Annotated in this window: 15 protein-coding genes and 3 tRNA genes; 11 read left to right on the top strand and 7 right to left on the bottom strand. The window is 45.9% G+C overall.

Annotated features, from left to right (window positions below):
- From F0229_RS03230 to orn, 4 genes are all read right to left on the bottom strand, one after another.
- Positions 1-73, bottom strand: a tRNA-Met gene (locus F0229_RS03230).
- 36 nt (positions 74-109) lie between these two features.
- A tRNA-Gly gene (locus F0229_RS03235) sits at positions 110-185 on the bottom strand.
- A gap of 53 nt (positions 186-238) precedes the next feature.
- Positions 239-314: transfer RNA gene (locus F0229_RS03240), tRNA-Gly, on the bottom strand.
- Between the two features lie 180 nt (positions 315-494).
- Positions 495-1040: an oligoribonuclease gene (gene orn / locus F0229_RS03245; RefSeq protein WP_010434065.1), complete on the bottom strand. Its 546-nt coding sequence runs from the start codon at positions 1038-1040 to the stop codon at positions 495-497.
- 150 nt (positions 1041-1190) lie between these two features.
- Between orn and rsgA the strand changes: the two genes are divergently transcribed.
- The 5 genes from rsgA (at position 1191) to F0229_RS03270 (ending at position 8239) form a co-directional block, all read left to right on the top strand.
- Positions 1191-2246 carry a small ribosomal subunit biogenesis GTPase RsgA gene (rsgA, locus tag F0229_RS03250; protein WP_017061306.1) on the top strand — a complete coding sequence of 352 codons (1056 nt, stop codon included), beginning with the start codon at positions 1191-1193 and terminating at the stop codon, positions 2244-2246.
- A 125-nt stretch (positions 2247-2371) separates the two neighbouring features.
- Positions 2372-3292, top strand: coding sequence for an archaetidylserine decarboxylase (gene asd / locus F0229_RS03255; protein ID WP_171732222.1), 921 nt, complete (start codon positions 2372-2374; stop codon positions 3290-3292).
- Positions 3293-3600: 308 nt separating this feature from the next.
- Complete coding sequence (locus tag F0229_RS03260) at positions 3601-5016, top strand: DASS family sodium-coupled anion symporter (protein ID WP_171732223.1); 1416 nt, start codon at positions 3601-3603, stop codon at positions 5014-5016.
- A 292-nt stretch (positions 5017-5308) separates the two neighbouring features.
- Complete coding sequence (locus tag F0229_RS03265; RefSeq protein WP_171732224.1) at positions 5309-7189, top strand: methyl-accepting chemotaxis protein; 1881 nt, start codon at positions 5309-5311, stop codon at positions 7187-7189.
- Between the two features lie 162 nt (positions 7190-7351).
- Positions 7352-8239 (top strand): DMT family transporter, encoded by an 888-nt coding sequence (locus F0229_RS03270; protein WP_017070291.1) that lies wholly within the window; start codon positions 7352-7354, stop codon positions 8237-8239.
- Between the two features lie 58 nt (positions 8240-8297).
- On the opposite strand, the gene epmA is transcribed toward F0229_RS03270, so the two are convergent.
- Positions 8298-9269, bottom strand: coding sequence for an elongation factor P--(R)-beta-lysine ligase (epmA, locus tag F0229_RS03275; protein WP_017071212.1), 972 nt, complete (start codon positions 9267-9269; stop codon positions 8298-8300).
- 451 nt (positions 9270-9720) lie between these two features.
- Between epmA and frdA the strand changes: the two genes are divergently transcribed.
- The 4 genes from frdA to frdD are packed head-to-tail and all read left to right on the top strand — an operon-like array spanning position 9721 to position 13110.
- On the top strand, positions 9721-11562 hold the full coding sequence (gene frdA / locus F0229_RS03280) for a fumarate reductase (quinol) flavoprotein subunit (protein ID WP_017063169.1): 1842 nt from the start codon (positions 9721-9723) through the stop codon (positions 11560-11562).
- The gene (locus tag F0229_RS03285) at positions 11562-12326 is read left to right on the top strand and encodes a succinate dehydrogenase/fumarate reductase iron-sulfur subunit (protein WP_009847917.1); all 765 of its coding nucleotides are present in this window, start codon (positions 11562-11564) and stop codon (positions 12324-12326) included. Before frdA ends, F0229_RS03285 begins: the two co-directional genes overlap by 1 nt.
- Position 12327: 1 nt before the next feature.
- Positions 12328-12711, top strand: coding sequence for a fumarate reductase subunit FrdC (frdC, locus tag F0229_RS03290; protein ID WP_102530487.1), 384 nt, complete (start codon positions 12328-12330; stop codon positions 12709-12711).
- A 12-nt stretch (positions 12712-12723) separates the two neighbouring features.
- Complete coding sequence (gene frdD, locus F0229_RS03295; protein WP_065584500.1) at positions 12724-13110, top strand: fumarate reductase subunit FrdD; 387 nt, start codon at positions 12724-12726, stop codon at positions 13108-13110.
- Between the two features lie 70 nt (positions 13111-13180).
- Here the strand turns inward: frdD and F0229_RS21835 are convergent, their stop codons facing one another.
- Positions 13181-19003, bottom strand: coding sequence for a hypothetical protein (locus tag F0229_RS21835; RefSeq protein ID WP_253820967.1), 5823 nt, complete (start codon positions 19001-19003; stop codon positions 13181-13183).
- Between the two features lie 413 nt (positions 19004-19416).
- The gene (efp, locus tag F0229_RS03305) at positions 19417-19983 is read right to left on the bottom strand and encodes an elongation factor P (protein WP_017067165.1); all 567 of its coding nucleotides are present in this window, start codon (positions 19981-19983) and stop codon (positions 19417-19419) included.
- Positions 19984-20016: 33 nt separating this feature from the next.
- On the opposite strand from efp, the gene epmB reads away from it, so the two are divergent.
- Together epmB and F0229_RS03315 are read left to right on the top strand one after the other, a co-directional pair.
- Positions 20017-21039 (top strand): EF-P beta-lysylation protein EpmB, encoded by a 1023-nt coding sequence (gene epmB, locus F0229_RS03310; RefSeq protein WP_104216255.1) that lies wholly within the window; start codon positions 20017-20019, stop codon positions 21037-21039.
- 203 nt (positions 21040-21242) lie between these two features.
- Positions 21243-21731 carry an MgtC/SapB family protein gene (locus F0229_RS03315; protein ID WP_004733333.1) on the top strand — a complete coding sequence of 163 codons (489 nt, stop codon included), beginning with the start codon at positions 21243-21245 and terminating at the stop codon, positions 21729-21731.
- The last annotated feature ends 6 nt before the right edge of the window (positions 21732-21737 follow it).

Below are 21737 nucleotides of genomic sequence, written 5' to 3' on the forward strand. Positions count from 1 at the left end.
TGCGGGAGCCGGATTTGAACCGACGACCTTCGGGTTATGAGCCCGACGAGCTACCAAACTGCTCCATCCCGCGTCCGGATGCATCAATTAAGTTGATGATTCTTTAAATTGGAGCGATACATCGGGTTCGAACCGATGACCTCAACCTTGGCAAGGTTGCGCTCTACCAACTGAGCTAGTATCGCATTATAAAAGGTCTTTCACCTTTCGATTACCGCTTTCGCCGTAACCTACAAATTGGAGCGATACATCGGGTTCGAACCGATGACCTCAACCTTGGCAAGGTTGCGCTCTACCAACTGAGCTAGTATCGCAATCTGAAAACGTCTTTCTCCGTTCAGGGCTGCGAATTATAAGAGCATTTTTTTGTGATGCAAGTCCTTAATGCAAAATTACGAAACTTTTTACTCAACTGCTGTAAAAGCACACAGATTTGCAAAAAAAACGGCTCTTATGTCCCTGAAAAGTTAGATAAACGTGATCATTTTATTCGACTAGATGTTAATAATCGTTTTTCGGTAGTACTGCAGCTCGGCGATCGACTCTCGAATATCGTCTAACGCAAGGTGACTTCCCGACTTAGAAAAACCATCTAACACTTCAGGTTTCCAACGACGAGTCAGCTCTTTCAGAGTGCTTACGTCAACATAGCGGTAGTGGAAGTACTCTTCTAACTCTGGCATGTGCTTGTATAGGAAACGACGGTCTTGACCAATGCTGTTGCCACAAATTGGTGACTTACCTTTTGGTACCCATTTTTCAAGAAACTCAATGGTTTGTTGGATGGCATCTTGCTCTGAAACCGTGCTTTCTTGAATTCGCTTCACGAGGCCGCTGCCAGTGTGAGTCGTTGTACACCACTCGTCCATCTTGTCCAATTCACTCTGAGGTTGGTGAATAGCCAAAACAGGTCCTTCAGCCAGGATGTTAAGCTCACTATCAGTAACGATAGTAGCAATTTCAATGATTTTATGAGTTTCAGGATCAAGTCCTGTCATCTCTAGATCAACCCAAATAAGGTTCTGATCGCTAAAGGACATAAGGCGTCGCCTATTTGTTTATGTGTAAAAGAGGTACTATACCCAAATAACTATACTCAAACTAGCTTTAGGACCATCGAAATCACGTGGTACCAGCAACATCCTGTTTGAGTCCCCAATCATCAAGTTAGATGTGTTAAGTGAAAAATTGTGGCTAAAAAAAAGAAGTTAACCAAAGGTCAAGTACGTCGTGTACGTAGCAACCAGAACAAGCGACTCAAGAAAGAAGATTCTATCCAATGGGATGAGAACATGCTTGGCGGAACCAAAAGCGGACTCGTGATTACGCGCTTTGGCCAACATGCTGATATCGAAGATCTTGAAACTAACGAAGTTCATCGTTGTAACTTACGCCGTAGTATCGAGACTTTAGTTTCTGGTGACCGAGTGACTTGGCGCGCAGGCTTAGAATCAATGGCCGGTATTTCTGGCGTTGTGGAAGCGGTTGAGCCGAGAACTTCAATGCTGACTCGCCCTGATTACTACGATGGCCTAAAGCCAGTAGCTGCGAACGTCGACCAAATGGTTATCGTATCGGCTGTGCTACCAGAGCTATCACTTAATATTATCGACCGTTACCTAATTGCTTCAGAAACGGTAAACATCGCGCCGCTTGTTGTACTGAACAAGGTCGATCTACTGACTGATGAGCAGATTGCTGAATACCGTGAAACACTTAAAGAGTACGAGAAGATCGGCTATAAAGTGATGTTCGTGAGTAAAGAGTCTGGCTACGGCATCAAAGAGCTGGAAGCTGAACTCAAAGACCGTATCAACATCTTTGTTGGTCAATCGGGTGTGGGTAAATCAAGCCTAGTGAATGCATTAATGCCTACGCTAGACATTGAAGAAGGCGAAGTCTCTGAGAACTCAGGTCTTGGTCAGCACACAACCACGGCAGCTCGTTTATACCACTTCCCTTCTGGTGGTGATCTGATTGATTCACCAGGAGTGCGTGAATTCGGCCTATGGCACCTAGAGGCCGACGAAATCACTGAAGCCTTTATCGAGTTCAAGCCTTACCTTGGCGGTTGTAAGTTCCGTGACTGTAAACACATTGATGACCCAGGCTGCATCCTGCGCGAAGCGGTAGAAAACGGAAAGATCAGTCGATTACGTTTCGACAACTACCACCGCATCATTGAAAGCATGGCGAGTAACAAAGATAACCGTCAGTATTCACGCAACAAAAAAGCCGATCTCTAATCGCGTTTTTGTGAACAAATGTGTGCATTTACTGACAATTGGCGCGAATTTAAGTAACATCTCGCGCCCTAAACCGTCATCGACAGATTTAATTGAAAAACAATTAGCATTGGAAAATTAATACAATGGATAAGATTAAAGTTGGATTGCAGTACTGGATTCCACAACATGGATTAACTCGCCTAGTCGGCAAACTTGCGTCTGCTAAAGCGGGCGGCTTAACGACAGCGATCATCAACTGGTTCATCAAGCAATACAAAGTGAACATGGATGAAGCTCTGCATAGCGATCCAAAACACTTTAAAACATTCAATGAATTCTTCGTGCGTGAATTGAAAGAAGGCATGCGTCCTATCGCTGAAGGTGAGTCTGTTATTGTTCACCCTGCAGATGCACGTGTGAGCCAATTTGGCCCAATTACTGACGGTCAACTGATTCAAGCGAAAGGCCATAACTACTCAGCTCGCGAGCTCTTGGGTGGTGATGCTGCGCTAGCGGATGAATTTAAAGACGGTGAATTCGCAACGCTTTACCTGTCTCCAAGTGATTACCACCGCGTGCACATGCCATGCGACGGCACACTGCGCCAGATGATCTACGTTCCAGGTGACCTTTTCTCAGTTAACCCGTTAACGGCAGAAAACGTTCCAAACCTATTCGCACGTAATGAGCGTGTCGTTTGTATCTTCGATACGGAATTTGGCCCAATGGCACAAGTGCTGGTTGGCGCAACGATCGTAGGTAGCATTGAGCAAGTATGGGCAGGTACCATCACCCCACCTCGTGGTAACTCGGTTTACAAATGGGATTACCCTGCACAAGGTGACAAAGCAATCATCTTGAAGAAAGGCGAAGAGATGGGCCGCTTTAAGCTTGGTTCAACCGTTATCAACCTGTTCGCTAAAGATGCGATCAAGTTTGACGACACTATGCAAAATGGCGAGAAAACGGTTCTTGGTACACCTTTCGCGCACATTGCTGGCAAAGAAGCGCAAGCAAATGACGATGTTGTTACCGAATCTGCTGAAAACACTGACCAAGCTTAACAATTTGAGTTAACTCATTTAAGCTTTCAAGGCGCGTTACTTTTTCTATTTCAGAGAAGAACGCGCCTTTTTCTTAACTCTACCGATTCATTTGCTACTCAAGCTCTAACAACTCAATCTTTCAAACCCTGCCCAGCCACCTGCTGCTTCTCACTCTTGTCTCTAATTGCCCAGATAAAAGATTGACCAAAAACAAAACAACTGTCGAAACCTTAAACAACTTTTTGATTTTACAACCCGTCTCCAAGTACCAGAAATCCAGATAACTTACTCTATTTGAAGATATTTTATTTATAGGGTCTTTGTACATGCCTAAACTCAATGTTGGCGTTCTGGTCAAGCTGTTGATTTGTTTTGCGATTCCCTTAGGCGTGTTATTCATGCCGATAGATTCAATACCAATCGATGATCTCACGCTGATTCAACACCGCCTGTTGGCGATATTCTTATTAGCAGCCCTGCTGTGGGTGCTTGAACCTGTTCCGGTATTCGCCACTTCCATTTTGATCATTGCACTTGAGCTGGTAATGATTTCTGATAAAGGCTTACACCTGTTTAGAAACCCACCTGCAGGACACGATCTCGGTGAGTTAATCAAATATACCGACATCTTCGGTGCATTTTCGTCACCGATCATCATCCTTTTCATGGGTGGTTTTGCTCTTGCGATATCCGCATCCAAGTATGAACTCGATAACAACCTAGCTCGAGTGCTACTTAAACCATTTGGTACAGAACCGCGCTTTATCATGCTGGGTTTAATGCTGATCACCGCCGTGTTCTCAATGTTCATGTCAAATACCGCAACGACGGTAATGATGCTTGCGCTGCTCGGCCCTATCGTGGCATCTGCACCAAAAGGCGATATGGGTATCAAAGCGCTCGTGTTGTGTATTCCAATTGCTGCCAATACTGGCGGTATCGCAACCCCAATCGGTACACCGCCCAATGCCATCGCGCTGCAATACCTAACGGGTGAAAATACCATCGACTTCCTCAGCTGGATGATGATGGGCTTACCCTTTGTGATCATCCAACTCACCATCGCTTGGTTTCTTCTACAAAAACTCTTCCCTTCTAAAGAAAGAAACATGGTGCTCAAGCTCGATGGACAATTTAGAAAGAGCTGGCGAGCGATTGTGGTTTACATCACCTTCGCTGCGACAATCTTATTGTGGATGACCACCAAACTGCATGGCATGAACACCTATGTCGTGTCTATCATTCCATTGGCTGTGTTTACGCTCACTGGCATCATGGGTAAAGAAGAGCTCAAGCTGATTAACTGGGATGTGTTGTGGCTGGTCGCAGGTGGTATTGCGATTGGTATTGGCTTAGATAAAACAGGCTTAGCCGCTGCACTCGCACACGCAATTGACTATGAATCGCTGTCACCTGCAGCTGTGGTACTGACATTGTCTATCGTGTGTTGGTCAATGGCGAACTTCATGTCAAACACTGCGACGGCCAACTTGCTGATGCCGATAGCCGCTGCAATTGGTGCTTCCATGGAAAGCCTAGTTGCGATTGGTGGTCTGCAAGGCTTGCTGGTTGTGGTCGCCTTCTCTGCGTCACTTGGCATGATTCTGCCCGTATCGACACCACCAAACTCACTGGCCTACTCGACCGGGCTTATCGAAAGCAAAGACATGGCGAAGATGGGCATCATCTTAGGTATTGGGGGCTTGCTGATGGTTTACCTCGCCCTGTTTATCATCACCTAGTAAGCGTTAACGCTCCCCTTTAATCCTAACTAAAGCGCTGAATGTAAATTTGGCGCTTTTTTCGATCTATACCACTCCACCTCAAGCAATTAACTGACATTTCAATCAATAGGTAACTGTGATATTACTTCACTGTTTTACAAAAAGCAGAGTAAATATATTTAGAATTTATGATTTTAAACACAGTCATTCAACTTAAGACAGCGGCACTATACGCCAATCAAAGACACATCAATTCATTATTAAGTACGTCAACGTAGTTAGGTTTTGTCTAATCAGAGAGGAATGGACCTTGAGACATACTATTAAGTTTAAAATTCAGATCGCCATTGCGATCATTATCGCCGTCGTGAGTGGTACCCAAGCTTGGATATCAGTTACCCAGCTCACTCAAGAAACTGAAGTCGCGATCAACCAAGAAATGAGAAATGTCAGTGCTGGCACGACGAATTATATTGCCGATTGGCTCTCGACTCGCAGCGATATGATGCTTGCTAATGAACCGACCATTTCAAGCAACAGTAACTCTGACCGCGAGTTGCTAATCACCAAACAAGCTGGACAATTCTTGTCTGTTTATGCCGGATTCAGCGACGGCACTATCGCGTATGGCGACAAAGGTGAAGATTGGCCAGCAGGCTACGACCCACGCACCCGCCCTTGGTATAAAGATGCCAACGCAACATCAGACCTCGTCATTACTGAACCTTATCAAGACTTTGACGGCAGCATTGTCATCAGCTTTGCAAAAGCATTCAACGGTGAAAGACAAGGTGTCCTCGCGGCAGACCTAACTGTAACCAGCATTATCGACACCGTACTCAACGTGAAACTGGATAACGATGGCTTTGCGTTTTTAGTTGACGGTAACAACAACATCGTTGCCTACAGTGATGAAGAGCTAAGTCAGAAACCACTGACCAGTTTGAATCCGGAACTAACAGCCAACAAAGTGTCACAACTGATCCAAGGCCAAATGATCACTACGCTAACTTGGCCTGGCCAAGAGGATAAAATGGTCTACATTGCCAATGTCCCGAATACCGATTGGTCACTGGGTATTGTTATCGATAAGGAAATGGCGTTTTCCGCAGTATCTGACGCGATTCAGTTCATCGCTCTTACTTCTTTGATTTTGTATATCGTCATTTCGATTGCGAGCACAGTGGTGATCAACCGCCTGCTTTCCCCACTACAAACCTTGTCTGACGCACTGACTCAGCTGGCTCAAGGCAGAGGTGACCTCACTCAACGCATTGATATCACACGCATGGATGAGATAGGCAAACTAGCCGAACTTGTGAACCAGTTCTTAAGCCAGATGCAAAGCATGTTGAAAGGCGTTATCGAGCACAGCCATGATTTAAATAATCACGCAGAAAAAGCCAACCAATTGGCCACTCAATCCTCCATTCGAGTGGAGAATCAACAAAACGATATCAACCAGATAGCGACCGCGATTCATGAGATGTCAGCGACCGCAGCAGAGGTGGCGAGTCATGCAGAATTAACCGCATCCGCTTCTCAAGCTTCGGCGACCGCGTGTAACGATGGCCAAGAGGTTATTCAACAAAACCGCGACGCTATCACTAGCCTTGCGAGCCAAGTGGAAGACGCTGCCAATGTTATCCGAGAGCTGGAAAACAACGCGCAAAGCATCAACCAGATCCTGTCCACCATTCAAGGCATTGCCGAACAAACCAATCTATTGGCATTAAATGCTGCAATTGAAGCGGCTCGTGCAGGTGAACAAGGTCGTGGGTTTGCGGTTGTCGCCGATGAAGTGCGAGTGCTTAGCCAAAGAACGCATGGCTCGACCGAAGAAATCCGCGTGATGATTGATACGTTACAGAAGAATACCGAACATGCCGTTGAAAGCATGACCACCAGCACCCAACTGGCAGAGAACAGCGTTGGCTTCGCAGAGCAAGCTCATGGCAGCCTCTCTAAAATCACCCAAGCGATCACTGAAATCAACGATATGGCGCTGCAAATAGCGAGTGCTGCAGAAGAGCAACGCGCAGTAAGCGAAGACATCAGTCGTAATACGCAAGGAATCAAGGATGCCTCCGACGATCTTGCACAACAAGCTGAAAGCAGCCGCAATAGCTCAAATGAAATGAGTAACGCTGCCGAGTCGATGCGCCGAGATGTGGAGCGCTTTAAGGTATAACTCATCTCAAGCAACATAAGTTAAACCTCACCATCGAGCGGCCGGTGACGTAAACCGATAACTGAAACAAAGTGACTCTTTTCACAAGAATCACTTTGTTCTCAGTCCGGTTTAATGCATATTGATGAGCTAATTTATCCCAGACACAAGGATGTTATTCAGATGGGATTCGAATGGTTGGCTCTTGCTGCCGCTTTTCTTTGGGCTATCGCGAGCCTGATGTCAGTAAAGCCTGCTCAACACTTAGGTTCTTTCGCCTATAGCCGTTGGCGCATGGGTTGCACTGCTATCATCTTATCGAGCATGGCTTGGTTTACTGGTGGCTGGTCAACGGTCGAAGCAGACCTAGTCACGCCGATGATGCTGTCTGGGCTAATTGGCATCTTCATTGGTGATACCGCCCTATTTGCTTGTTTGAACAGAATGGGACCGCGCCAAGCAGGTTTGCTGTTCTCTTGTCACGCCGTGTTCTCGGCAATTCTTGGTTACTTCCTATTTAGCGAAAGCATGACTTCGGTGGAGCTGATTGGCTCGGCTTTGGTGTTCAGTGGTGTATTAACCGCGATATTCTTTGGTCGTCGAGGACAAGCCAACAACCAACTCGAAACCATTAAAGGCACTGTGTGGATTGGTGTTGCACTGGGAATTACAGCTGCGATTTGCCAAGCACTGGGTGGTATTATTGCAAAACCCGTGATGCAAACCAGCATAGACCCTGTTGCCGCTTCAGCGATTCGTATGATCACCGCTTTTGTTGCTCACTCCGCATTTCGTCTAACTGGCGCTAAGCTCTCACGCGCAATCAACCCAATGAATGGTCAAATATTTGCGATTACCGCAGTTAACGGGTTTTTAGCGATGGCGGTGGGAATGACGCTGATTTTGTATGCGCTGCAGGAAGGTAATGTCGGCATGGTCGCTCTGTTATCTTCAACCACGCCAATCATGTTGTTACCGATACTCTGGCTGTACACCAAGCAGAGACCGAACGCCTACGCTTGGATCGGGGCTATTGTTGCCGTATTGGGTACAGGTATTCTAGTAAGATAGTGGTACTGGGATTCAAGTCAGTTAGTCAAACAGTAAGTAAGACTAACTGAACAGAGAGCTAAGAGCGCGGGAACGGAAAAGCCGTCACGTCATCGATGTGGTCATAACCTAACGCCAGCATGATCAGACGATCAATACCTAAAGCAACACCCGCACAGTCTGGTAAGCCCGCTTTTAATGCCTCAATCAAGTGATGGTCAATCGGTTGAGGCGATAAGCCCATCTCAATACGTTTGGCATTGTCATCTTCAAAGCGCTTGAGCTGCTCTTGTGGTTTATCTAGCTCATGGAAGCCGTTTGCTAACTCGATGCCTTTGAAATACACCTCAAAGCGATCCGCCACTCGCGAATCCTCAGGATTAATCTTAGCCAATGCCGCTTGTGAAGCCGGAAAGTCATAAACAAACGCAGGGACTTGTTGGCCTATTTTGGCTTCAACCCCAATACTAAACAGCAACTGCAGCAAGGTATCACGATCTTCTTCAGGGTCAGCTATATCGCTGAGCCCAAGTTTTGCTGCGGCTTGCTTTAGCGTAGCCATCGAATCTTCCAGGGGACACACACCTAACACGTCAATAAAGGCTTGTTGGTAAGTCATTCGCTCTGCTGAGCCCGATTTAAGTACCTGCTGTAACAGCAAATCCATTTCATCCATCAGGTCATGGTGATCAAAGCCAACGCGATACCACTCCAACATGGTGAACTCAGGGTTGTGGTAACGGCCATTTTCTTCGTTACGGAAAGACTTACAAATTTGGTAAATACAGCCACTGCCCGCCGCTAATAGACGTTTCATATGAAACTCAGGGCTAGTCATAAAGAACAGAGGCTGACCGTGCGCATAACCCGGCCCTACGAATTCAGTTTTGAAAGTATGCAAATGCACGTCCGTCACCGTGGCGTGGCTCATCGCAGGCGTATCCACTTCCATCACGTTTCGCTCAGCAAAGAACTGACGAATTTGATTAAGGATATCAGCACGTTGCTTTAACTGTTTAATGGTTGCGGCCGGTTGCCATGTAGAGTGCATTATTGAGTTCCATATTACTGAATTCTAGGCGACGAAAATTACCACCTTTCATCGCTTTTGTAAGCTTCTATCTTTCTATTCGTGAAAGCAAAATGTTGTTTTAATGAAGCCAGAAAATTACGTTCTACAATACAATTATCAATACATATTTCACATCCACATTGATAACAAAAATCATACTCAACAAGCCGTTAACACAAGTCTTGTGGGTTAATCGTTATCAACGATTCATTGCCGTGATTGCAGTCACATAACCTATAATTTCTATGCCTCCATATGCATTACCGACCTAAAAACCCAAATGCATCAACTTTTCGAATACCTTCCTCTCTTACACTGAACCTACCACTTAAGGCTTAGGGGTGCTAAATGGTTCCTACAATTTAGAACCTCCTAAATAGGCTTTTTATAATAACAAGCGGAATACTCCGCATCACACTGGAGAATAACTGTGAAGACAATTACCACAGATATCGCAGTCATCGGCGCAGGCGGCGCTGGTCTTCGTACAGCTATTGCTGCGGCTGAAGCTAATCCTGAACTGGAAGTAGCACTGATTTCTAAAGTTTACCCAATGCGTTCGCACACGGTAGCGGCAGAAGGCGGTTCAGCAGCAGTAATTAAAGACGAAGATAGCTTAGATAACCACTTCAACGATACTGTTGGTGGTGGCGACTGGCTATGTGAACAGGATGTTGTTGAATACTTTGTTGAAAACTCGACTCGCGAAATGATCCAAATGGAACAATGGGGCTGCCCATGGAGTCGTAAAGAAAACGGTGAAGTAAACGTACGCCGATTCGGCGGTATGAAGGTAGAGAGAACGTGGTTCGCAGCGGATAAAACCGGCTTCCACATGCTTCATACTCTGTTCCAGACTTCGATGAAGTACGACACAATCAAACGATTTGATGAGTACTTTGTGGTGGACCTTCTCGTAGAAAACCAGAGCGGCGTTGAAGATGGCGAAGTACAAGGCCTAATCGCGATTCACATGTCTGAAGGTGAGCTTGTTACCATCAAAGCAAAATCTGTTGTTCTAGCAACCGGCGGCGCAGGTCGTGTTTACCACTGTAATACCAACGGCGGCATCGTAACTGGCGACGGTATGGCAATGGCTTATCGCCACGGTGTACCACTGCGTGATATGGAGTTCGTTCAATACCACCCAACAGGCCTACCGGGCACTGGCATCTTGATGACCGAAGGTTGTCGTGGTGAAGGCGGTATCATCGTCAACAAGAACGGCTACCGTTACCTGCAAGATTACGGCATGGGCCCTGAAACTCCAGTGGGCGAGCCGAAAAACAAATACATGGAACTGGGTCCACGTGACAAAGTTTCTCAAGCATTCTGGCACGAACAGCAGAAAGGCAACACCATCAAGCACCCACTTGGTGATGTCGTGCACCTTGACCTTCGCCACCTTGGTGAAGAGTACCTGCAAGAGCGTCTACCGTTCATCTGTGAGCTAGCAAAAGCGTACGTAAACGTAGACCCAGCAAAAGAGCCGATCCCAATACGTCCAACCGTTCACTACACCATGGGTGGTATTGAAACTAACGGTACCTGTGAAACTCGTATTAAAGGCCTATTCGCCGTTGGTGAATGTGCTTCAGTTGGCCTACACGGTGCAAACCGCCTAGGTTCTAACTCACTGGCTGAGTTCGTGGTATTTGGCCGCGTTGCTGGTGAAGAAGCGGTGAAACGCGCTGCTGAATTCAAAGGCTGGAACGAAGAGTCTATCGCTAAGCAAGTGAAAGCGGTTGAAGAGCGCATCGCAGGTCTACTAAACCAAGAAGGCGACGAGAACTGGGCTGACATCCGTACTGAAATGGGTCACACCATGGAAGCGGGTTGTGGTATCTACCGTCAAGAAGACTTGATGCAAAAGACCATCGACAAAATCACTGAACTGAAAGCTCGCTACAAGAAGATCAGCATTAAAGACAAAGGCAAAGTGTTCAACACTGACCTACTTTACGCTATCGAAGTGGGTTACGGCCTTGAAGTTGCAGAAGCGATGGTTCACTCAGCGATTCTTCGTAAAGAGTCTCGCGGTGCACACCAACGTCTAGACGACAACTGCACAGAACGTGATGACGTGAACTTCCTGAAACACTCTCTATCTTTCTACAACGAAGATGCAGCACCAACCATCGACTACAGCGGCGTTAAGATCACCAAATCTCAACCTAAAGCTCGTCTGTACGGTGAAGCTGCAGAGAAAGCCGCTGCCGCTGAAAAAGCAGCAGAAGAGAATGCGAAGAAGAGCGAAGAGGAGCAAGCATAATGTCAGCGAATCGAATCCAAAAAATTGAAATCCTGCGTTATGACCCTGAGCACGATGCAGAACCTCACTTTCAAACCTTTGAAGTTCCGTTTGATGAAACCATGTCAGTACTTGATGCGATCGGTTACATCAAAGACAACCTAGATAAAGACCTGTCTTACCGTTGGTCTTGTCGTATGGCGATTTGTGGTTCTTGCGGCATCATGGTTGATGGCGTGCCAAAACTGGCGTGTAAGAGCTTCTTACGTGACTACCCGAATGGCTTCAAGATTGAGCCTTTAGCTAACTTCCCAATCGAAAAAGATTTGATTGTCGACATGACGCCGTTCATCGAGCGCCTTGAAGCGATCAAGCCTTACATCATTGGTAACGACCGTAAGCCAGAAGACGGCACTAACATCCAAACTCCAGAGCAAATGGCGAAGTACAAACAGTTCGCTGGCTGCATCAACTGTGGTTTGTGTTACGCAGCGTGTCCTCAGTTTGGTCTAAACCCTGAGTTCATCGGCCCTGCGGCACTTGCTCTTGCTCACCGCTACAACCTAGATAGCCGTGACAATGGTAAAGCTGAACGCATGAAGCTTATCAATGGCGACAACGGCGCTTGGGGCTGTACGTTTGTAGGTTACTGTTCTGACGTATGTCCGAAGAAAGTAGACCCAGCAGCGGCAGTAAACCAAGGCAAAGTTGAGTCTTCAATGGACTTCGTTATTTCGATGTTCAAGCCTGATGGATCGCAAGTAAAAACAGCAGAGGAGGCATAATATGAGCAATCGTAAGCCTTATGTTCGTGAGATGAAGAGAACATGGTGGAGCAACCATCCGTTCTACCGCTTCTACATGCTACGTGAAGCAACTGTACTGCCTTTGATTCTGTTCACTGTGTTCCTAACCTTTGGTTTGGGTGCGCTAGTGAAAGGTCCTGAAGCGTGGGAAGGTTGGTTGAGCTTTATGGCTAACCCTATCATTGTTGGTATCAACATCGTGGCACTGCTTGGCAGCTTACTGCACGCTCAGACCTTCTTCAGCATGATGCCTCAAGTAATGCCAATCCGCCTTAAAGGCAAATTGGTTGATAAAAGAATCATCGTACTGACCCAGTGGGCAGCGGTGGCTTTTATTTCTTTAATCGTTCTTGTTGTGGTGTAAGGAGCTTTCGTTATGAACACAAATTACAAAGTAAAACCTGTTAACCACAACCCACAACGCTCTGATGAGCCAATCTGGTGGGGCCTATTTGGCGCTGGCGGTACTTGGTTCGCGATGATCACACCAATCACGGTTCTAGTGTTAGGTATCTTAGTGCCAATGGGCATCATCGATGCGGACGCAATGAGCTACGAGCGTGTGTCTGAATTCGCCACCAGCATTATCGGTGCGCTATTCATCATCGGTACGCTAGCACTGCCAATGTGGCACGCAATGCACCGTCTTCACCACGGCATGCACGACCTTAAGTTCCATGTCGGTGTTGCGGGTAAAGTGGGCTGCTACTTCGTTGCAGGCCTAATCAGCGCACTGTCTATTATCTTCATTTTTATGATTTAACAGTTAAATAGAAAACGCCTAGGTTTGACCCTAGGCGTTTATTCTATGCTAGATGATAAGTCTATATGCGTTACGGCGATTCAAACCCCACAAATCGCATCACACCCGAGAATATCTCAGCTTCTCCCTCTGCCGGCGCAGGGTTGCTCCAGGTTGGATCGCTCCAGAAGGATTTAGTCGTAATATACTCTCCATCTTGATCAACCTTATTCCAGGTGTCTTTGGCTCCTATAAATTCCTCTTCGGTTATGGTTAAGGTCACCTCACCATTCAAAATCACCCAATCGAACCCGAACAATCCCTCATCATCGTCAAAGTAGCCAGTACCGTTACTATGGAAAACAACCTCTTCTTCAACTACAGCCATGACGGTGCCATTTATCTCCCAAAGATCGATGAGCTCCCAACGAGAACTTTCACTGCCATTACCTGTGAAATCAGACTCTATAAACTGAGCACCACCAACGGTACAGTTGGCGACTGCGCTGTCATAGTCCGAACGAGTGCCAAAGTCAGAGGGTTGGTCCGTAAAATCATCCCACGGTGAATCACCATCCTCACAGACCGTTACTGTTCCCTCGTAGGTAACATTTGTAAGCACCTCCTCTGAACCATCCCTAGAGATAGTTAATTCATCATCAGTTTGTGATAAAAGTACCCATTGCTCGGTTGAGGTATCTTCATAAGTTATCATCATGGTATTAGCTGAAGTTTTCATCCAACTGTTCCCATAGGTCTCAGTGCCATCATTGCCGATATAGCTCATACTGCCGTTATCATGGAAAAAGAGGGTGTTACCATCGTACTCCATCAATACCAAGTTAGTCGGGTCAAACTGCAGAGCGTTTCTATCTTGTTGCACCACGGTATCTGCCCATATCCAACTTTCAGTCACACCGCCTAACGTTTCTTCCTCGAAGAACTTAATTGACCAAGTTTGCTCCATGGACTCTAATAACGCCCAGTAAGTCGTGAAGCTCTCCGATTCATCAGAATAGCTAACCTTAATAAAGCCATCTTCTATGGCCCAGTCATCGATATAGTCACCACCCTCACTCTTCAATACATGTACAGTACCATCAGCATTGAACAAGTAATCACGAGTATCTCCATTGCCTTTAACGCGTTGGAAGTTTAGACCCTCGACCATCTCACTGGTAATGTGAGTTCGACCGCCACAATCCGTGATCGCCGTTTCGTAGTCACTCATACTCGGGATAGGTTGCCCCTCAACAGGTTCTGCATCACCGATGTAGCACTCTTCAAGCACAATCGGACGATCTTGTTGAATAATAGTATCCATCCAGATATAGCTACTTGATTGACCGTCCACAACTTCGTTCTCATAGAACTTGATTGACCACGTATCATCCAACGAATCTAACAGTGCCCAGTAAGTCGTGAAGCTCTCCGATTCATCAGAATAGCTGATCTTAACCAAGCCATCTTCTATGACCCAATCGTCAGTATAGTTACCGCCCTCTCCCTTCAATACATGCACTGTGCCATCAGCATTGAACAAGTAGTCACGAGTATTTCCATTGCCTTTAACGCGTTGGAAGTTTAGACCCTCGACCATTTCGCTGGTAATGTGAGTTCGACCGCCACAATCCGTAATCGCAAGCTCATAGTCAGCCATGATTGGGCTTGACTGATCATCGCTATCACCCAAGTAGCAGGTAAATAGGTAATCGCTCAACACTACACCATCTTCTATAGACTGTGCGGCAATACCATTGAAAGCGTACATAGTATCGTCCGACGGTTCAGCACTTGGCGCCTCAATCTCACCTACCGTAAGTTCACCATTGTACATGCTAAAGATCATGGTAGGCGTATCCCCCTCTCCCATGTAGGGCATAGCCTCAACTGGTACGGTAAATTCGACGATATCTTCACCGTGTAATGTGTAACGTAAGTAATCCGCAGTAGCGACGCGACTTGCCGTTCCTGCGTCCCAATCAAAGAAGTAATAATGCGCCGTGCCATCACTCACTAACTCGATATCAAAGTCTAGATAGAGGCCAACAGAGGTAGTAAGATCTGTGGAAACCGACTCACCGACCGACTGCGACACAATAATGTCGTCCAGACTTGTAATAGAGCTACCATCCGTATCATAACCGACGTCAGAGAACCTCACGTACGGACTACCACCCTCCCATAGGAAGTACTGGTTTACGGCTGGAGAGAAGGTAAACATTACCGCTTGTGAGCCTTCAGCGAACCTCGCCTCTTCCATGAAGTCGAACCACTCAAAGTAGACTTCATACAATGCCATACCCGATAGGTTTACCACTTCTGATTCTACTGAATAATAGAAACTGGAATTGTCTTCTGGATAAGCAATAAGTTGCTCTCCAGAGAAGTCTATCGTATAACCTACCGGAGTTTGCCAGCCGTTTTCAGTGAGCTGTACGTCCCCCTCAGCTTCAAGTGGTAGCTGGATAAAGGATTGATCACCACGGTACTGTATGAGTTCCGTAAGGGTTAACGTATCACCGCCATAACTCAAGGTTTCTTTAAACAGAATATCTACGAACGATAGTTCGCTCCAATCGCTGAAGAATCCGTAAAGAGTCCCCTCTTGCTCCGCAAACTCTTGGGCGGTAATAGTCCACTTATTTGGGTCGGTTGGATAAAGGTCTTCACCGTCATAAACGCCGTCTTCATCTGAATCAGCATTATTCGGATCTAAACCTTCGGTTGCATTCTCATGGTTATCGCCTAAACCATCACTATCAGAATCCGCCCACTCTAATGAGTCATAAGGGAAGGCATCGCTATTGTCGCCAACATAGTCACCATCACTATCATCCCATTCATTTGGATCATTAGGGAAAGCATCCTCGTAGTCTTTAAAGCCATCGTCGTCGCTATCTTGATTTAAAAACTCTGCAAGATAATCTTGCGCAGCTGTCTCGTCTAAGAAGAACACTCCTAGACTGTTATGCCAACTAAACGCTTCCTCCGTTAGGTCCATGCTCCAAGTGTCTATGCCCCTGCGATAGTAAGCATTGTGCCAAGGCCAAGGATTCTCAACATCCGGGACCATAAGCACCATATCAACGTCATTCACTCCGGTGAACGAACCAGGAACCACACCACTATCACCAAGGTTCAATGTAACCAGTGTTGGAATACCCGTATAAGTCAATAGGTAGTCTTGCGTTACGACGTGCCATTGAATTGGCCCATTGTCATCGTATTGGAAACTGCTTGTAGGTAACAGCGTAGCGTATCGGCTCAGGCCTGGAATGATTTGGTCATCAATAAGCTCCAACTCTGTGCCAGCAACACGGGCATCCTCTACCTGTTGTGGTAGATCCACAACAGCTTGTGTTCCCCACTCATCAAATGAGGTAGCAACCCAAAGGCCATTAGATTGTTTCTGGTAAACGCGATAGGCCTGTCCGACGTTATCTGTGTCAGTCGTAAATGAATAATCAGTTAATGGGTAGTGCTGCCACTCTATGTGTTTATTTTCTTCCACATCACTAACAGAGCGAGACACTGCATTCCATTCATTGAACAAAGTATTTTTTGGATCACTATCGACAATAAGTTGAGTATTCGTCTCCTCGTTTAGAACCGAACGCTCTCCACTTTCAAGAACATCACCATTAATCAGTACCTCTTTGCGGTAGTAATTCCAGTACGCTGTGAGATCGTCCCATTTGCCATCATTAAAGTTAAAGTCTGCGTACTCATGGAATTCACCATCTTGTGGGTTTGCCCATATTGGTGTCGAATATTCGTAGACATAGCTACCATCAGGGATATTATTAAATCGAAGTTCAACATTGATGTAACCGTCTGCACCCCAGTCCTGCTTAGACTCCACGAAACTCTGCACGTAATCCTGCGTTACAGTGGTTAAAGTCTGAGCCCATTGAGCTTGATGGGTTTGAACATCGTCGATATCAAAGCCATTTACCGTGTATTCGGTTAACGTTTCGACCGCTTGAACGCCCTCTGCGACGTCCTCAAATTCCACTGATACACTATGTATTGTATCTATTTGAGATAAGTCATTTGGGTGAACTCTAGATGTTAAGGCTACGCCTTGTTCATAGACACGACCATTACCGCCGAAACCGCCCTCAAGAGATGCATCACCCTCATCGATATAGCGCCAATACGTCTCGCTTGTTTCGGTTCTAGTACCAATTTCAAGAGACATGCCTTCGTAACGTGCAGTACCATCGAGGTTATAGTCGTACGCAAAGGTCTGGATACGAGTAAAGTCATCATTTAACAGGTGATCGACACTTTGTGTCGTGCCATATACCACGTCATCAGCAGTGATATATTGAGTAGTTATGGTGGTAACAATCTCTCCGCTATTCAGTGTCTCAACCATTTCTTCGACCTCAATATCCAGTGTAATGATATCGCGATCTGTTATGTTGAAAATTGCTACATCAGTTGCACTAACATTGGCCACAACATCAGCAATTGACTTATTTCCATCCTCTGGATGAACATCGGCATTATTACCAACGCCATCACCGTCCACATCGACCCATTCGGTCGCATCGGTTGGGAATTCATCAACATCATTGTTGTAACTGTCGTTATCCGTATCGTTTGGATACGGGTCATCCTCGTTATCGCCTAAGCCATCATCATCCGTATCTGCCCATTCGGTCGCATCGGTTGGGAATTCATCGGCATTATTACCAACGCCATCACCGTCCGTATCTAAGGACTCGTTGGGATCCGATGGGAATTTATCGGCATTATTACCAACACCATCACCGTCCGTATCTGCCCATTCGGTTGGGTCATTATCAAATACATCTTGATTGTCACCATAGCCATCAGAGTCATTATCAGCCCACTCAGTTGGATCTTGTGGGAAGACATCATCAATACTGTCTACCCCATCCGAATCATGGTCACCAGCACGAGAACGATCCGTTGGAAACGCATCATTGGCATCAGGATAGATGTCATCTTCTCCGTCCACCGTATCATCATTTAGGTCGGCATTATTACCGATCTCATCACCATCGGAGTCCAGACTTTCATCGGGATCATTCGGAAAGTCATCTAAGTCATTGGGGACGCCGTCATCATCTGTGTCATTAGAAAAATCGACACCCTCTGTCGCACCACCAACATTATCAAATGTCTTATCGCTATCACCTGCAACTTCTTCAATTTTCTTTTTGATTTCATTATTCACAGATGCAGTCACAGAGATAAACTTAGTCCCTTTATCTTCACTTTCAGCAACTTCTTGCAACTCTTGAGGAGATGAAGGCAAAACATTTGAATCAACCAAGTTTTTAGCGGCATAAGCGGCAGCCTCAACACCTGACTCAACAAAATCACCTAAGATTTCATCTTCATCTAAGCCTAGCTGATCAGCGACTTGCTGAATGGCAGCTTGCTTTGCTGCTTCAACCGCAGCAGCATCGTCAGAATCTGTAGTGTTTTGCTCGATCAATACGTGAACTAGCGTACTCAAAGGGGTGACATCTTTTTCACCTGGAGGGGCTGACATAATATAGTCGTCAGACACCGTAACATCAGGTTCATCTTCATCAATCGTCTGCCCGGAGATCGCTTGCACAACGACAGGGTACTGTTCAGGGTTGTCGACATCGGTGACGTCTAAATCTGCAACTCCGCCATCACCAGAAATAGCATTAGGCTCACCGTCGTCTAAGACGTAGTTACCGTTAAGGTCTAACCAAATTCGAGCATGACGTAAATAACCATCAATTGCAGTCACACTGTATTTAGTCGTTTCAGCTGGGGAGCTGGGAGTCGAGGGAGTCTCACTCGGAGTCGTGGTTGACACGGTTGTATCATCGTCATCACATCCTGAAAGCCCGACGATACTAACCAAACCAAGAGCCAACGTAATTGCATTAAGTCTCATATCAATACCCACATAGTTGCTTAATAACATCGCGTATAAAGCTAGTAGACTCTACTCATTCTAACAATATTGTAATCAGCTTCCCTTCCCACCACACACATTCACAAAATCAATATTAAACAGTCACATATTGAATTGAGAGATTTTTGTTGCGATATATAAACGCCAACAACACCTTGTAAATCTATAAGTTAGATAAAATTTTTGATTTTCATCCAGAATACAACCAAAATATGACACTAGTCACATAATGTAGCCTTGTAACCAAGGTGAATCGCATCTGGCTTACTCACTCTTGATTTTCCAGCTCTTCGTATCTCGCATCCCGCATCCCGCATCTCGTTTACGCGAATCTGATCTTGGGATACAAAAAAAGGCCGCCTAAGCGACCTTTTTCAGATACTTGAAGTCAATTACTTCACACGACCAACGTATTCGCCAGTACGAGTATCAACTTTAACAACTTCACCGATAGCGATGAATAGAGGTACGCGAACTACCGCGCCTGTTGCTAGAGTTGCAGGCTTACCGCCAGTACCTTGTGTGTCGCCTTTAAGGCCAGGATCGGTTTCTGTTACTGCGATCTCAACAAAGTTTGGTGGAGTTACTGTGATAGGGTTATCATTCCACAACGTTAGAGTACATACGTCGTTTTCAACTAACCATTTAGAAGTCTCGCCTACTGCTTTTGCATCAGCAGCGATTTGCTCGAATGTTTCGTTGTTCATGAAGTGGTAGAATTCGCCATCGCTGTATAGGTAGCCTAGTTCAACGTCTACAACGTCCGCTAGTTCTACTGTATCGCCTGACTTAAATGTTTTCTCTAACACTTTGCCTGACAGCAGTTTACGAAGTTTAACACGGTTAAACGCTTGGCCTTTACCTGGCTTAACGTATTCATTTTCGATAATTGAGCAAGGCTCGTTATCCATCATGAATTTTAAACCGCCTTTGAATTCATTGGTGCTTACTGACGCCATGATTTTCTCTTCCACATCTTTGAGTTAATTTCAATGCCGCATATCATAACCCGAAAAGTCGAATCTGTTGAGCAAAACTGGCTCAAACAACTATCGAATGCGATCTCTGACCCGACAAAACTGCTTGAGGCATTGGAAATAGACCCAACACCGTGGCAAGCAGGCTTCGCTGCTCGTGAGTTATTTGCACTTCGGGTACCTCTTAGCTTTGTCGAACGAATGGAAAAAGGCAACCCACACGATCCATTGCTACGACAAATTTTACCGCTAAGCGAAGAGTTTGAGGTACACCAAGGCTATTCCGCTGATCCACTGGAAGAGCAAGACAACGCCATTCCTGGGCTACTGCACAAATACAAGAACCGTGCACTGATGATTGTGAAAGGCGGTTGTGCGATTAACTGCCGCTACTGCTTCCGTCGTCACTTCCCTTACCAAGATAACAAGGGCTCGAAGTCGGTTTGGCAAACCAGCCTAGACTATGTGGCTGCTCACCCAGAGATCAACGAAGTTATCTTGTCGGGTGGCGATCCACTGATGGCAAAAGACAGCGAACTAGAGTGGCTAATTCATGCTATCGCACAAATTCCACATGTGAAAACAGTTCGAATTCATAGCCGATTACCGGTTGTGATTCCCGCTCGAGTAACGGATGAACTATGCCAATTGTTAGCTCAAACTCGCCTTAATGTAGTGATGGTGAGCCATATTAACCATGCTAACGAAATCAACTTAGAGCTCAAACAAGCCTTCCACAAGCTTAAGTTAAGTGGTGCGACTCTGCTCAACCAAGGCGTGATGCTTAAAGGCGTAAACAACAGCGCTAACTCATTGAAAGAATTAAGCGAAAAGCTATTCGACGCCGGTATTTTACCTTACTATATGCATGTACTTGATAAGGTTCAGGGCGCAGCGCACTTCTATATTTCAGATGAAGAAGCCAAGCGTCACTTTAAGGGATTAATCTCTGAGGTTTCTGGCTACCTCGTACCTAAGTTAACTCGTGAAATTGGCGGCCGCACTAGTAAGACACCACTCGACCTACATATTGAATAACTCTATCTAGAGCAATGGTCGCTTCTTATCGTATTGAGTACCAAGAAGCGACAGAGACCACGACACCAGCCTTCACCTTAACAACAAGCGGCTGCTAGGTTTTAAGTAATCTTTATCAATCGTTAAGACAAAAAGTTTTTGTTCGATCGTCCGGTCTATTATTAGCATACTCGGCTCTATTCTAAATTTTTAGGAGGGGTGATATGTCACAATTTATAGAACAAACTCTCAACCTTGCCCCCTTTAGCTGGGCAGGCCTCGCTGCATGCATGCTGTGTGGTTCTTTAATCGGAATCGAAAGGCAAACACGCGGTAAACCCGTCGGAATCCGAACGTCGATTCTGATCATCAGTGGTACCTATTTCTTCCTTACGATGGCGATTAGCCTTTCCCCTAACACACTCGATCAAGCTCGTGTGCTTGGTCAGATAATTACGGGTGTTGGATTTCTTGGGGCTGGTGTAATGATGACACTGGATGGCAAGATTCATGGCGTGACTTCAGCCGCAATTATCTGGGTACTCGCAGCATTAGGTATGATGATCGCACTAGGGCATCTTTCCCAATCGGTCATTATCACGCTAATGGCGCTAGTGATTCTGCTTGGTGTCGATAAAGTGGAAAACAGCTTCCAGAGCCTGCGTCGTGGCGTTCACCAAAAGTGGATGCGAAAAGGTCGCGTGAAGAAATAGCGCAGC

The sequence above is a fragment of the Vibrio sp. AIC-3 genome (genome assembly GCF_013114515.1).
Taxonomy (GTDB): Bacteria; Pseudomonadota; Gammaproteobacteria; order Enterobacterales; family Vibrionaceae; genus Vibrio; species Vibrio crassostreae_C.